10 protein-coding genes are annotated in these 14218 nt (G+C 72.7%); 5 read left to right on the forward strand and 5 right to left on the reverse strand.

Annotation, left to right across the window (positions count from 1 at the left end; translation table 11 throughout):
• Window positions 1-25 precede the first annotated feature (25 nt).
• Both ABT147_RS01890 and ABT147_RS01895 read right to left on the reverse strand, forming a co-directional pair.
• Complete coding sequence (locus ABT147_RS01890; RefSeq protein ID WP_351401649.1) at window positions 26-613, reverse strand: snapalysin family zinc-dependent metalloprotease; 588 nt, start codon at window positions 611-613, stop codon at window positions 26-28.
• A gap of 203 nt (window positions 614-816) precedes the next feature.
• Complete coding sequence (locus ABT147_RS01895) at window positions 817-2358, reverse strand: AMP-binding protein (protein WP_351401651.1); 1542 nt, start codon at window positions 2356-2358, stop codon at window positions 817-819.
• A 309-nt stretch (window positions 2359-2667) separates the two neighbouring features.
• Between ABT147_RS01895 and ABT147_RS01900 the strand changes: the two genes are divergently transcribed.
• From ABT147_RS01900 to ABT147_RS01910, 3 genes are all read left to right on the forward strand, one after another.
• Complete coding sequence (locus ABT147_RS01900) at window positions 2668-3864, forward strand: carboxylate-amine ligase (RefSeq protein ID WP_351401653.1); 1197 nt, start codon at window positions 2668-2670, stop codon at window positions 3862-3864.
• Between the two features lie 270 nt (window positions 3865-4134).
• Complete coding sequence (locus tag ABT147_RS01905; RefSeq protein WP_351401655.1) at window positions 4135-5919, forward strand: N-acetylglutaminylglutamine amidotransferase; 1785 nt, start codon at window positions 4135-4137, stop codon at window positions 5917-5919.
• Window positions 5892-8447, forward strand: coding sequence for a S9 family peptidase (locus ABT147_RS01910; RefSeq protein ID WP_351401657.1), 2556 nt, complete (start codon window positions 5892-5894; stop codon window positions 8445-8447). The genes ABT147_RS01905 and ABT147_RS01910 overlap by 28 nt, the downstream gene beginning before the upstream one ends.
• 78 nt (window positions 8448-8525) lie before the next feature.
• On the opposite strand, the gene ABT147_RS01915 is transcribed toward ABT147_RS01910, so the two are convergent.
• The 3 genes from ABT147_RS01915 to ABT147_RS01925 all read right to left on the reverse strand — a co-directional run bounded on the left by ABT147_RS01915 (window position 8526) and on the right by ABT147_RS01925 (window position 11969).
• Window positions 8526-9272: an SAM-dependent methyltransferase gene (locus ABT147_RS01915; protein ID WP_351401659.1), complete on the reverse strand. Its 747-nt coding sequence runs from the start codon at window positions 9270-9272 to the stop codon at window positions 8526-8528.
• Between the two features lie 192 nt (window positions 9273-9464).
• Window positions 9465-9893: a hypothetical protein gene (locus ABT147_RS01920; protein WP_351401661.1), complete on the reverse strand. Its 429-nt coding sequence runs from the start codon at window positions 9891-9893 to the stop codon at window positions 9465-9467.
• An 81-nt stretch (window positions 9894-9974) separates the two neighbouring features.
• Window positions 9975-11969 carry a calcium-binding protein gene (locus ABT147_RS01925; protein WP_351401663.1) on the reverse strand — a complete coding sequence of 665 codons (1995 nt, stop codon included), beginning with the start codon at window positions 11967-11969 and terminating at the stop codon, window positions 9975-9977.
• A gap of 465 nt (window positions 11970-12434) precedes the next feature.
• Here ABT147_RS01925 and ABT147_RS01930 point away from each other — a divergent pair, with 465 nt between their 5' ends.
• The gene (locus ABT147_RS01930) at window positions 12435-13097 is read left to right on the forward strand and encodes a response regulator (RefSeq protein WP_351401951.1); all 663 of its coding nucleotides are present in this window, start codon (window positions 12435-12437) and stop codon (window positions 13095-13097) included.
• Window positions 13094-14215, forward strand: coding sequence for a sensor histidine kinase (locus tag ABT147_RS01935; protein WP_351401665.1), 1122 nt, complete (start codon window positions 13094-13096; stop codon window positions 14213-14215). The genes ABT147_RS01930 and ABT147_RS01935 overlap by 4 nt, the downstream gene beginning before the upstream one ends.
• Window positions 14216-14218 lie beyond the last annotated feature (3 nt).

Raw genomic sequence — 14218 nt, forward strand, 5'->3', positions numbered from 1 at the left:
GGGCGGGCGTTCGGCGGGCTGGGGATCAGTCCACGATCACCTCGGCACGCGCCCTCGGGGCCCGGTCGGCGAGTTCGCCGCCGAAGTTCCCCTCGACCTCCGACTTCTCCGCCGCGTTCGGATACGGGTTCGTGCAGGCGGTGCCCGCGCTGGAGCCGGACATCAGGCTGGAGCACGGGCCGGGCTTGCGATCGGGCAGGCCCAGGATGTGCCCGAGTTCATGGGCGGCGATGCGGATCGTGTTGTAACCCTGGTCGACGGCCTGGCGCCCCATGTAGACGGTCCCGTTGCCCAGGGTGGTGGGCAGGGCGCGTGGCCAGCCGTTGTCCGCGAGGACCCGGATGTTCGCGCGTTGTCCCGCCGCGGCCGGCCGTAGTTCGACGGCGTCGACGCTCTCGTTCCAGATCGCCGCGCCCCGGTCGACCGCGCTCCTGAACTCCGCGGCGCCGGCGGCGTCGTAGGTGAAGACCCGGGCGGCCAGAGGGGAGTCGGCCGCCGCGGGAGAGTCGGCGGAACGGGCGGCGGCAGGGGCGGCCACGGCCTGACCGCCCGTCAGGGACAGCGACACGAGCAGCGCGGCGGCCAGGCCACCGGCCAACGTACGGACGTGCATGATCGACCTCCTTGTGGGGGAAAGGGGTAGTCGTACTCATGGGTGGTCGTGCTCATGACATTACCCGGTCACTGCCCTGCCCGGGTGGAGGTGAATCCGTCAATCCGAGGCGGCCCCGGCCCGCTTCCCGGACATGCCTCGCGCCGCCGGGGCGACCGCCGACCGGGGCGTCACCCCGGGCCGGTGGTCGGGTCGGGCGCCGCTCAGTTGACGTCCCGGCCGTGCCCGGCCCAGTACGGCTCCCGCAGTTTGAACTTCTGGATCTTTCCGGTCGCCGTCCTCGGAATGGCGTCCCGGAACTCCACGCTCGTCGGGGCCTTGTAGCCCGCCATCCGCTCCTTGCAGTGCGCGATGATCTCGGCCTCGCTCACCGCAGCTCCCCCGGCCCGGACGATCAGCGCCTTGATGGTCTCGCCCCACTTGGTGTCCGGCACCCCGATGACGGCGACCTCGGCGACCCCGGGGTGGCTGAAGATCGTGTCCTCCACCTCGATCGACGACACGTTCTCGCCACCGGTGATGATGACGTCCTTCTTCCGGTCCGAGATCGTCAGATGTCCGTCCCGGGGGTCGACGGTCCCGCCGTCGCCCGTGTGGAACCAACCGTCCTCCAGTACGGCCGCCGTCTCCTCGGGCTTCTCCCAGTAGCCGTCGAGGACCACGTTCGAGCGGGCCAACACCTCACCGGAGTCCGCCACTTCGAGCTTCACCCCGAGCGCCGGCAGACCCGCCCGCGACAGCTTCCGCGCCCGCTCCTCGCCCGGCAGAGCGGCGTCCTCGGGCCGCGCGCGGTTGAACGTCAGGAGCGGGGAGGTCTCCGTCAGACCGTAGATCTGGGTGAACTCCCAGCCCAGTTCCTCCTCCACCCGCTGGATCGTCCGGCTCGGCGGCGGCGCTCCCGCGCACACGATCCGTACCCGGTCGCGCCCCGGTACCGGGCCTTCCCAGCCCGCCGCCGCGTCGAGGACCGCGTTCCACACCGTCGGCGCGCCGCACATCAGCGTCACGCCGTGTTCGTCCACCCGGCGCAGGATCTCGGCCCCGTCCGCCTTGCGCAGCACGACCTGCTTGGCGCCGAGCCCGGCCATCACGAACGGCATCCCCCAGCCGTTGCAGTGGAACATCGGCAACGTGTGCAGATACACGTCCCGCTCCCAGGCCCGCGTGTGCAGTCCGAAGGTCAGGCCGTTCACCCAGATGTTGCGGTGCGTGAGCTGAACTCCCTTGGGACGGGCCGTCGTTCCCGACGTGTAGTTGATCGTCGCGGTGGCGTCCTCGTCCGGTTTCGACCAGGGCCGTGGCTCGACCCCGAACCGCATCAGCTCGGTCTCCGTCTGCTCCCCCAGCGTGAACCGGTGGGCCGCCTCGACGCCGGCGACCGTGTCGCCCACGTCGGGATCGACCAGCAGCACCGAGGCGCCGCTCTGCCGTACCACGTACTCGATCTCGTCCGTCTTCAGCCGGAAGTTGACCGGTACACAGATCCGCCCGCTCATCGGCACCGCGAACAGCAGTTCGAGCAGCCGTGCCGAGTTGTGGCTGACCACCGCCACGCGCTCGCCCTCACCCACGCCCAGCGCGTCCAGCCCCGCCTGCCAGGCCCGCACCCGCTCGCCCAGCCGCCCGTACGTCGACGGCGGGACGGGAGCCGCCGGCTGGCTCGGCTCGTCGATCACGCCGGGACTGTCGGCGAACCCCTGTTCGGCCCGGTCCAGGAAATCGGCGATCGTCATCGGAACGCGCATCTGTCTCCCCACTCACGCTGCGTGTGTGTCTCGTACCACTTGTTCCTCGGACATCGGGCCCGCACGCCGCCTGTCCGACACCAGCAGGAAACCCCAAGATCCGCGGACGACGGCCGAGGCGGACCACGCGGCGTGTCCGGCCACGTGTCCCACGGAGATCGGCTTCGTTGACGCCCGCCGCGATGCCGATCACCTCACCCGGAACAAAATGTGGCTTACTTCCCGATTTGCGGGGAACTCGCAGTGCGCACCACTCGTCGGCCGGTCTCCGGCCCGGCGGGCGACTCGGGTACGGATGAGGGAGAGGCCGTGACCGTTCGTGTTGGCGTAGAGGAAGAGTTCCATGTGCTGGACGCGGAGAGCGGGCGGCTGGTCCCAGGAGCCGGTGCGGTCCTCGGCCGGCTGCGCGGATCCGAGTTCAAGCCCGAGCTGCAGCGCTCGGCGGTGGAGTGGAACAGCTCGGTGCACGCCTCGCTGGAGTCCCTGCACGCCGATCTGTCCGGGGCCCGGCGGCGACTGAGCGCCGCGGCCTCCGGGCTCGGGCTGGCCGTAGTCGCGGCCGGGACCGTGCCGTTCGCGCGGCTGACGCCGGGTGACACCACCCCCGATCGCCGTTACCGGTCCATGGCCGAGGAGTACCGGCGGGTCTCCGACGAGCACCTCGTGTGCAGCGCGCAGGTCCATGTCGACGTACCCGACCGGGACACGGCCGTACGGCTCATGTGCGCCGTCTCGCCGTGGCTGCCCCCGCTGCTGGCCCTGTCCGCCAGCTCGCCGTTCTGGCTCGGCGCGGACACGGGTTACGCGAGCTGGCGCACGATGCTGTGGCAGCGCTGGCCCACCGCCGGGCCGGTCGGCTGCTTCGCGGGGGCCGCCGAGTACGACGCCGCCGTCGAGGGTCTGATCCGCTCCGGCGTGATCAAGGACTCGAAGATGGTCTACTACGACGTCCGGCCGTGCGATCACCAGCGGACCCTGGAGCTGCGCGTCTGCGACGCCTGTCCGCGCATCGAGACGGTCGTTCTCGTCACCGGGCTGTTCCGCGCCCTGGTCGAGGACGAGCGGGTCCGGCTGGAGCGGGGCCAGGTCTGCGACGGCCGGCACGAATGGTTCCGGCCCGCGGCCTGGAGGGCGGCGCAGGCCGGTCTGGAGGGCACCCTGGTCGATCCGGTCACCCGGCTCGCCGCGCCCGCCCCCGCCGTCCTGCGCGACATGCTCCGCCGGCTGCGCCCGGCGCTGGAGGCCCTCGGCGACTGGGACACCGTACGCGTCCTCCTGGAAGAAGCACTGGCCAGGGGCAGCGTGGCCGGCCGCCTGCGCGGAATCGCCGGGGAGGAGGGCCTGGCCGCCTGCGTCGAGACGGTGGTCGCCGAGACCCGTGGCGGCCACCGGCAGGGCCCCCGGCGCGGGTCCGCTCCCGGGGCCGTACGCCGGCCCGTCGCGGCGTCCGGTGCCGCATCTCCGGGGGCTTCGGCACCGTACTCGGTGGAATCCGTCGGCGGCTGACACCCGCGCGCGGGCGGCGGAAGGGCAGGCACCGGCCGTCGCCCGCGCCGGGGCGGCACGACGCGGGGAACCCGGACGGACCAGTCGCCGTCCACCCGTGATGCCGGTGCACCTGTGGACGAGGAGAGTGGCTCTCATGCCCAGCAGCAATACCGACAGCAATACCGGCAGCAATACCGGCGCGGATACGCGTCCGACCGACCCGTGCCCGCTCACGGCTCCGCCTCCGAGCACGGCCGGCAGCCGCCCTCTGCGAGGGGGTGCGGCCTGATGTGCGGTCTCAGCGGAGAGATCAGGTGCGACGGCGGACGGCCCGACCTGGCGGCCGTCGAGCGCATGACCGACCGGCTCGCTCCCCGGGGACCGGACGGCAGAGGCCTGTGGTCGCAGGGCTCCGTCGCGCTGGGCCACCGCCGGCTGAAGATCATCGACCTGTCCGAGTGCGGAGCCCAGCCCATGGCCGACCCCTCGGGGCGGATCGCCGGTGTCTTCAACGGGTGCATCTACAACTACAAGGAGCTGCGTGAGGAGCTGCGCGGTCTCGGGCACCGCTTCTTCTCCGGCTCCGACACCGAGGTCGTGCTCAAGGCCTACCAGCAGTGGGGCACCGCCTGCGTCGACCACTTCTACGGCATGTTCGCCTTCGCCATCGCCGAGCAGACCACCGGACGCCTCGTCCTGGCCCGCGACCGGCTGGGCATCAAGCCCCTGTATCTGGCGCAGGCACCGGGGCGGCTGCGCTTCGCCTCCTCGCTGCCGGCCCTGCTGGCGGGCGGCGGCATCGACACCTCGCTCGACCCGGTCGCGCTGCACCAGTACCTGAGCTGGCACGCCACCGTGGCCGCGCCCCGCACCATCCTCACCGGGGTACGCAGGCTGCCCGCGGCCACCGTGCGCGTCGTGGAGCCGGACGGCCGCCACCACGACATCCGCTACTGGCAGCCGTCGTACACCCGTCGGCCCGAGGACGCGCGGCTGGGCGCGGACGACTGGGCGGAGGCGGTCCTGGACGCGCTGCGCACCGCTGTACGCCGGCGCATGGTCGCCGACGTGCCCGTGGGCGTACTGCTGTCGGGCGGTCTCGACTCCAGCTTGATCGTGGCGCTGCTGGCCGACGAGGGGCAGCGGGATCTCGCGACGTTCAGCGTGGGCTTCGAGTCCGAGGGCGGCCAGGAGGGCGACGAGTTCCACTACTCCGATCTGGTCTCCCGGCACTTCGGCACGGAGCACCACCAGCTGATGGTGCCCTCGGACCGGGTGTCGACGGCGCTGGACGCGGCGATCGAGGCGATGAGCGAGCCGATGATCAGCCATGACGTGGTGGCCTTCCATCTGCTGGCGGAGCAGGTCGCGAAGGAGGTGAAGGTCGTCCAGAGCGGTCAGGGCGCCGACGAGGTGTTCGCCGGCTACCACTGGTACCCGGACATGGCCGCCGTCCCGAGGGAGCGGGCTCCCGAGGCGTACGCCGAGACGTACTTCGACCGGCCGCACACCGACCTCACCGGGATCGTGCAGCCCCATCTGCTGCCCGAGCACGACGTGTCCGGGCGCTTCGTACGGGAGCACATGGCGCACCCGGGTGCCGAGACCGCGCTCGACGCGGCGCTGCGGCTCGACACCCATGTGATGCTCGTCGACGACCCGGTCAAGCGCGTCGACAACATGACCATGGACTGGGGGCTGGAGGCCCGCGTCCCGTTCCTCGACCACGAGGTCGTGGAGCTGGCCGCCGCCTGTCCGCCGGAGCTGAAGCTCGCCGACGGCGGCAAGGGTGTCCTCAAGGCGGCGGGCCGCCGGGTCCTGCCCGCCGAGGTCGTCGACCGGCCGAAGGGCTACTTCCCGGTCCCCGCCGTCACGCACATGGCGGGTCCCGTGCTGGGGCGGGTCCGTGAGGCCCTGTCGGCGCCCGAGGCCAGGGCACGCGGCGTCTTCCGGGACGCGTACGTCACCCGGCTGCTGTCGGCACCGGACGAGCACCGCACCAGGCGTGGGGCGAACGAGCTGTGGCAAGTAGCTTTGCTGGAGATATGGCTGCAAACGCACGGAATCAGCTGACCGGGGCGCGGGAGACCCCTCCCCCGCACCCGGCGACGGCGCCGCCCCCGCTCGCGGGCTCCGTCTTCCATGCCCCTGCCGACGAGGACGGCGTCGTCGGAGTCGACGGGGTCGACGGGGTGCCGTGGCGGTCCGAGGAGCACGGCGCCGGCTCGTCGGTGACGGTCGAGGCGGCCGACGGGCCGGCGGGTTCGGCCATCGGTCCGGCGCCGGTGTCCGGGGCCTCGGCCTTGGCCTCGGCCTCCAGGGCTCCGGCGCCGGTCCCGCTGCCCGACACCGCCGGGCCGCCGGACACACCGCAGCCGCTGCGGGCCCATGGCTGCTGGTATCCGTCGGTGGATCCGAGCGGCCGGTTCGTCGCGTTCATCTGCGACCGGGGCGGGGTCCCACAGCTGTGGACCGGACCGGTCGGCGGACACGAGGTCCATCTGCTGGACTCCGATCCCCACCCGGTCAAGGAGGTGGCCTGGTCGCCCGACGGCCGCTGGATCGCCTACACCACCGCCCCCGGCGGCGGCGAACACACCAGGGTGCTGTGCGTACGCCCGGACGGGACCGGGCGCCGTGTCCTCGCCGGTGCCGAGCCCGGCAGCTCCGCGTATCTGGGCTGCTGGCAGCACGACGGGTCGGCCGTCGCCGTCACCGTCGCCGAGCCGGTCCCGTCGCCGGTTCCGGCGCCCGGCGGGGCCGAGACCGAGGAGGGGCCCGCCCATGCGGAACCGGGCCTCGCGGACCCCCGCTCGTACACGGCCCGCCGCCCGGCGGGCTGGGCCTCGCGCGACGGCCGCGCCGTGCTGCTGGGCGGGCCGCACTACGGGGACGCGGGTCCCGCCACCCGGGTCCCGGGGGGTGTGGAGGACGCGGAGGTCGGGGAGAGCGCGGAGGGGGCGGAAGGGTCGAAGGGTGCGGAAGACTCAGTAGGGAGTGAGGGCGAGGCGGGGGATGACGGCGGGACGGGCCGGGCCCGCGCTCGATCCGTTCGCACGGACGACGAACCGATCCGTGACGCGCGGGTCCCTGGTACGCACCTCGGCGAAACCGGCGAGGCCGTCCCGGAGAGGACGGCCGGCGGAGGACTGGCCGCCTATCTCGTCGACCCCCTGGGCATCGCGGCGCCCGCCCTGCTCGCCGTCGAACGCGGGGCCGCCACGCTGCGCGTGTGCGACATCAGCCGGGACGGACGGCTGGCACTGCTGCGCCGGGGGCCACGCGGGCGCCGCGAAGCGCTCGTCGTACGCACCACCGACCTGCGGACCACCTTCGCGCTGCGGGTCGCCGACGGCGATCCGTGGATCGGCCGGTTCTCCCCGGACGGTACGACGCTGTGGCTGCGCAGCGACGCGGCACGCGAGTTCGCCGCGCTGTACGCCGTCCGCCTCGGTCCCGGAGGGGAGCGGCTGGGGCTGACCGTCGCCGCCGAGCGCGAGGACTGCGGACTGGAACTGCTGGCGCTCGGCCATGACGGGCGTACGGCGGCCCTGGCCTGGAACGTGCGCGGGGCCAGTGAGCTGGAGGTCACCGCCGTCACGGCGGCGGCCGACGGGGACGCTCGGGTGGGCCCGGCGCGGGTGGTCGCGCTGCCGCACGAGGTCGTCACCCGTATCCCGTGGGTCGGCGGCCGGGCGGGGCTGGTGCTGGCGCTGTCCGGCTCGCAACGCCGCCCCGGTGTGTGGTGGTTCGCGGAGGGCACCGGTCGTCGGACCCGGTGGTCGTCCCGCGACGAGGACGCCGTCCCGCCCGGCCGGCCACCCGTACGTCCCGTACCGCTGCGGCTGACGGCGCGCGACGGGCTGCCGCTGGGCGGCTGGTACTACCGGGCGCCGGGCCGGGGGGCCGGGGAACCCGCGCCGTGCGTGATCCATCTGCACGGCGGGCCGGAGGAGCAGGAGCGTCCGGTGTTCAACCCGCTCTATCACGAGGTGCTGGGCCGCAATGTCGATGTCTTCGCGCCGGACGTACGCGGCTCCTCGGGCCACGGCCGGTCGTTCGTCGACGCCGACCTGGGCACGGGACGGTTCGCAGCGATCGAGGACGTCGCCGACTGCGCGGCCCATGTCGTCGTGACCGGTCTCGCCGATCCGCGGCGGCTGGCGGTCATGGGCCGCTCGTACGGGGGCTATCTGGTGATGGCCTCGCTCGTCCGGCACCCGGACCTCTTCCGTACCGGCGTCGCGGCCTGCGGCATGTCGGACTTCGCGACCTTCTACGCCGGCACCGAGCCGTGGATCGCGGAATCGGCCGCGCACAAGTACGGGCACCCGGAACACGACCGTGAACTGCTGCACGCCCTCTCCCCGATGACCCGCGTCGACGCACTGCGGGTGCCGCTCCTCGCGGTCCACGGCGAACACGACACCAATGTGCCGCTCGGCGAATCCGAGCAGTTCGTGCGCGCGGCCCGTGAGCGCGGGCTGGAGGCCGAACTGCTGATGCTGCGCGACGAGGGCCACGACTTCCTGCGCGCCGACAGCCGCAGGCTCTTCCGCCGTACCGCCGCCGACTGGATCGAGCGCCACATCGGCGAGTAGCGGGGCGGCGACGCGCCGGACGACGGGCGGTACGGGTCCGGGCGACGTACCGCCGCCCGGACCCGTGCCGAGGGGCCGTCAGCGGCCCATCAGGGCGAAGACTCCCCAGCCGAGGTACTCGCGCTCGTAGCGTGCGTAGCGGGCGGGTGCCGTGGCGAGTTCGGTCCGCACCCGCGCGGCCAGTTCGTCATCGGGGTTCCGGTCCAGCCAGTGGCGGAGGTTGAACCACTGAGCCGCGCGGTACCGGTCCCAGCTGTCCTGGTCGGCCAGCACCATTTCCACGAGGTCGTAGCCGAGGCCGGCGAACCGCTCGATCAGCTCGGGGAGCAGCCCGTACTCGTCCCTGGTGTCGGCATGACAGGCTTCGAGGGTCTCCTGGTTCGGTGGTTCCCGACGCCAGAACGGCTCGCCGATCAGCATCAGTCCGCCGGGACGGAGGCTGCGGCCGAGCAGTTCGACCGTGCCGGCCACACCGCCGCCGATCCAGGTGGCGCCGACGCACGCGGCGACATCGACCGGCTCCTCGCTGACATGGCCGGCGGCATCGCCGTGGACGAAGTCGACCCGATCGGCCACCCCGAGTTCGGCGGCGCGGGCGCGGGCCCTCGCGGTGAACACCGTACTGATGTCCACGCCGGTCCCGGTGATGCCGTGGTCACGGGCCCAGGTGATCAGCAACTCACCTGACCCGCACGCGAGATCGAGCACCCGCGTCCCGGGCGCCAGGTTCAGCGCCCGGCCCAGCGTGGCGAGCTTGTCACCGGTGATCGGGTTGTGGATGCGGTGACTGCTCTCTTGGATGGTGATGAAACGTGGAAGGTCCACAGGTGGGATTCCTTGGATTCGATGCGGTCATGGCGTTCACGAAGGACGATCGGCCGCAGCCGACCGACATTGCCTGAACCGTCATCAAATGCACCCCGTCGGGACGTAGGGACCTGGAACGTGGGGAGGTTAGAGCGGTGCGGCGCCGGATGTCCATCGGTTTTGCTGAGCCGCTTCGCTGAGCCGCCCCCGTCATGACCCGTCGTCCTTGCGCCACTCACGGGCACCGGCCCGCCGCAGAACACCCTCCGGGTCACCGCCGGTGAGGAAGGGGTGCACGAGACGGACGTACTCGGCTTGGCCCAGCAAGGACTTCCGCAGTTGCTCCACGTTGCGGGCGCTGTACGAGACAGCTCCGCGCCGGTCGACGGCGCGGACGGCGAGGGCCAGTGTCTCGATGTCCGTGGTGAGCATGCCGGTGTCCGTCTCGACCATGACTCCGCACTCCACGCTGCCTTCCGTGTCATCGAGCCGGACCCGGTATGAGACACCGTCACCCTTGTAGGCGGCCACCGGCATGACTCGCTCGGTCTCGTGCGGGCCGGTCAGACCCAGGGCGTCGGCCGTCGCGGCACAGGCAGAACTGACTTCTTCGAAGAAGACTCTCGCTGCTGGGATCACACGGGCTTGTCTACCCGTCTCGAAGGTGCGGGCCCCGCGTGTCGGTGTGCGGGGCCCGGTTCGGTGGGTGGGGGCGGTGGGTCAGGGGCAGCTGATTCGGGTGTCGCCCGGGTCTGTGGTGCAGGTGTCTGTGTTGAGGCCGCCGTTGGCGGTGTCGTTGCCGGGGATGTTGTCGACGGTGTTGAGGTTGTCGGTGCCGCTGTTGCCGATCAGGGTGTCGTTGCCGGGGCCCGCGGTGAGGGTGTCGTTGCCGGAGGCGCCGTCGAGGCGGTCGTTGCCGTGGCCGCCGTGGACGGTGTCATTGCCGGAGCCCGCGTTGACGGTGTCGTCGCCGCCGAGGGCGCAGATCACGTCGTTGCCGAAGGTGCCGGTGAGGGAGTCGTTGCCGCTGGTGCCGACGCGGGTGCAGCCGCGGGCGTTGTTGACCGCGGTGGTCGCCGTGGCGGTGTTGTCACCGGGGTTCGGGTCGGTCTGGGTGGCACCGACCGTGGCCCGGTCGGTGAGGGTGCCGGTGGCGCGGGGCTCGGCCGCGACCGTCACCGTGGCCGTGGCTCCGGGGGCGAGGGTGCCCAGGGAGCAGTTCGCGCCGGTGGCGGTGGTGGTGCAGGTGCCCGAGCCGGTGGTCGCGGAGACGACGGAGACGGCGACGCCGCTGAGCGTGTCGGACAGGGAGACACCGGTGGCGGGGGTCGTGGTGCTGTTGTTGGTCACCGACACCGTGTAGGTGGGCCGGTCACCGATGCTGACCGTGGTGGGGCCGGACTTCGTCACCGTCAGGTCCACGCCGGTCGGTGGCGGCGGGCCGCCGCCCTCGAAGCGGGCCAGGGCGAAGTCGTTGTCCGGTCCGCCCCCGCCGGCGGCGACGATCCCGCCGTCGGGCTGGAGGGCCACGCCACGGGCCGCGTCGCCGCCGCCGAAGTCCGCGGTCGCGACGCCCGCGGTGCCGAAGCCGGTGTCCTGACCGCCGCCCGGGTTGTGGCGCAGGACGGCGAAATCGCCGCCGGGGCCGTTGCTTCCGGCGACCACGATCCGGCCGTCGCCCGGCTGGAGAACAACGTCCGCGGCTTCACCGCCGGGGGTGAGCACCCTGCCGTCGCCGTCGAAGCCCGTGTCGAGGGTGCCGCTGGGGAGGTAGCGGGCCAGGGCGAACCTGCCGCTGCTGCCGCCGGCGGCGACGATCCTGCCGTCGGGCTGTACCGCGAGTCCCTCCACGGACTCGTACGCGCCGAAGTCGGTGCGTTCGATGCCGTCGCCGCCGAAGCTGGTGTCCAGGGTGCCGTTGGCCTGGTAGCGGAGGACGACGAAGTCGAAGCGGGTCGCGCCGACCTGACCCCCGACGACGATCCTGCCGTCGGGCTGGAGCGCCAGGGCGCGCCCGTCGCCGCCCTCCTCCGGCAGCCCCGGCGCCGGGTCGTCGCTCACCTGGCCGTCGCCGCCGCCGAAGCTCGTGTCCGGGGAGCCGTCGGCGTTGTACCGGGCCAGCGCGACCCGGCCGCCGGAGCTGCCGGCGGCGACGATCCTGCCGTCGGGCTGCACCGCCACGTCCCGGGCCTCGTCCGGGCCCCCGAAGTCGGTGAACACCCTGCCGTCGCCGCCGCCGAACTCCGGGTCCAGGGTGCCGTCGGCGGTGTAGCGGGCCACCGTGAACCAGCAGCAGTTCTCCCATCCCCGCCAGCTGGTGCCCACCACGACGATCTTGCCGTCGGGTTGCAGCGCCAGGGCGTTGGCCTCGCTCCACTGGAGGTCGGGGTCCATGTTGTTGATGGGGGTGGTCACCGTGCCGTCGCCGCCGAAGGTGGTGTCCGGGGTGCCGTCGGCGTGGTGGCGGGTCAGTGCGAAATGGCTCTCCGTCACCGAGTAGTCGGCGGAGGAGCCGACGGAGACGATCTTTCCGTCGGGCTGCACCGCCACGTCGCCCGCGCGATCGTCGTCGGCGATACCGGTGAGCACCCTGCCGTCGCCGCCGAAGGCGGGATCAAGGTCGCCCGGGGCGGCGACCGCGGTGCCGGGGAAGGTCAGAACGAGTGCCAGGACGGTCGCCGCGACGGTCCCGGCCCGGGCCGTCGGCGAGAACACGCGGCGGCGTCCGCCGTACCGTCGTGACGGTCGCGCATGAGGTGTGAGCATGTGCGACAGCTTTTCCGCCGTTCGCACATATGGGCGGTCAAATGGGGCGGCGTTGCCCTCACCGGACGCAGGAATCCATCCGCGCGGGTGAGCGCGGACGGGACGGCCCCGCACGCCGCCGCGCGGGGGGCTGCGGGGGCGTGCACGCCGATCAGACGTCCCACCGAGGACGGGCGGGTCGCCGGCGCCGCGCGAGAGGCGCGGAGGCCCGTCGGCCCGGTCGGCACCGGACGGGACCGTCGCGAGGCTCCCCCCGCCCGGCTGGAACCCTCCCCCCGACCGGCGGGAACGTTCCGCCACCCCGCCTCGCACGGCTTGTCCCGATCTACGGTCGGAGCGGTGACAATCGACATCGACGTGCGGCCGGAGCCGTACGGGCGGCGACGGCGAGGCGGGGCGCGAGTGATCCGGGTCATGGTGGTGGACGACGAGGCGTTGGTGCGCTCCGGGTTCAGGCTGATCCTGAGTACGGCCGACGACATCGAGGTCGTCGCGACCGCGACGGGCGCCGAGGCCGTCGACATGGTGAAGCGTGAGGCTCCCGACATCGTGCTGCTCGACATCCGGATGCCGGACGTCGACGGTCTCACCGTGCTGCGGGAGGTGCGGGCGCTGCCCGAACCGCCGGTGGTGGCGATGCTGACCACGTTCGACGCCGACGAGTACGTCCTGACCGCGCTGCGTTCCGGCGCGGCCGGCTTTCTGCTCAAGGACACCGAGCCCGAGCAACTGGCCCCGTTGGTACGGACGTTGGCGGCAGGCGGGGTGGTGATGTCACCGAAGGCGTCCCGGGCCGTCTGGCAGAGCCACCCCGGTGCCGCGACGACCGTCGACGAGGAGGCCGCTCGCGTGGGGCGGCTCACCGACCGCGAGCGCGAGGTGCTCGCCCTGGTCGCGGAGGGGCTGTCCAACGCCGACATCGGCAGCCGCATCCATCTCAGCGCGGGCACCGTCAAGGATCATGTGAGCGCGATCCTCACCAAGCTGCGGGTCGGCAGCAGGGTCCAGGCCGCGCTGCTCGCGCGGCGGGCCGGGCTGCTCGACGGCGGGTCGCAGCGCCCGGGGTCCGGGCGATGACCGCGGCGAGAGCCTGGTGGGAGCGGATCCCCGAGCCGGTCATCGACGCCGTGGTCGTCGCGGTCGCGGTCGCGGACGTCCTGATCAGCCTGGACCGCGACGGCCCCCTCTCCCAGGCGATGGCCGCGCTGGCCTGTACGGCGCTCGTCGCACGGCGGCGTTTCCCGCTCCCGGTGTTCCTGCTCACCCTTCCCGCCAGCCTGATGCTGGACATCGTCTTCGCCCCGTTCGCGGCGCTGTTCACCCTGTCCGAACGGTCCCGCGACCGCCGGCTGCTCATCGTGTGCGCCGTGCTGTTCGCGGCGGCCTCCGCCGCCCCCTGGCCGCCGGCCGACCTGTCCCCGCACGACCGCACCTGGACCGTGGTCTATTTCTTCTACACGCTCGCCACCGCCGCCGCACCCGTCCTGCTGGGCCAACTGGTGCAGGCGAGGCGGGACTTGGCGAGTCGGCTGGTCGAGATCGAGGAGGCGCGGGAACACGAGCGGCTGCTGCACTCGCAGGCCGCCCTCGCCCGTGAACGCGCGCAGCTCGCCCGGGAGATGCATGACGTCGTCTCCCATCAGGTCAGTCTGATCGCCGTGCAGGCCGGCGCCCTCCAGGTCGCCGCCAGGGACCCGGACTTCAGAGAGGGCGCCCGCACCATCCGCACCCTGAGCGTCGACACGCTCGACGAGCTGCGGCACATGGTCACCCTGCTCCGCGCCTCCGGCGGCCGGGCCACCGAACTCACCCCCCAGCCCACGCTCGCCGACCTCCACAAGCTGGTCACGACGAGCGGTATCGACACCGAGCTGACCGGGGATCTCCCGCAGGACATCGGCACGCCCGCGCAGCGCGCGCTCTACCGCACCGTCCAGGAAGCCCTCACCAACGCCCGTAAGCACGCGCCGGGCGCCCGCGCGACCGTGCGGCTGTGGCATGCCGACGACGCCTTCGGGGTGACGGTGACGAACACGCGTGCCACCCGCCCGTCCCTGCCCCTGCCCGGGTCCCGTCAGGGACTCGTCGGGCTTCGGGAACGCACCGAGCTTCTCCATGGAACGTTCGAGTCCGGCCCCACCCGCGACGGCGGCTACGAGGTGAGGCTCCGTATCCCGACCACCCTCACGGACTGACGG

Origin of the sequence: Streptomyces sp. NPDC001868 (assembly GCF_040297125.1) — a bacterium.
Lineage (GTDB): Bacteria > Actinomycetota > Actinomycetes > Streptomycetales > Streptomycetaceae > Streptomyces.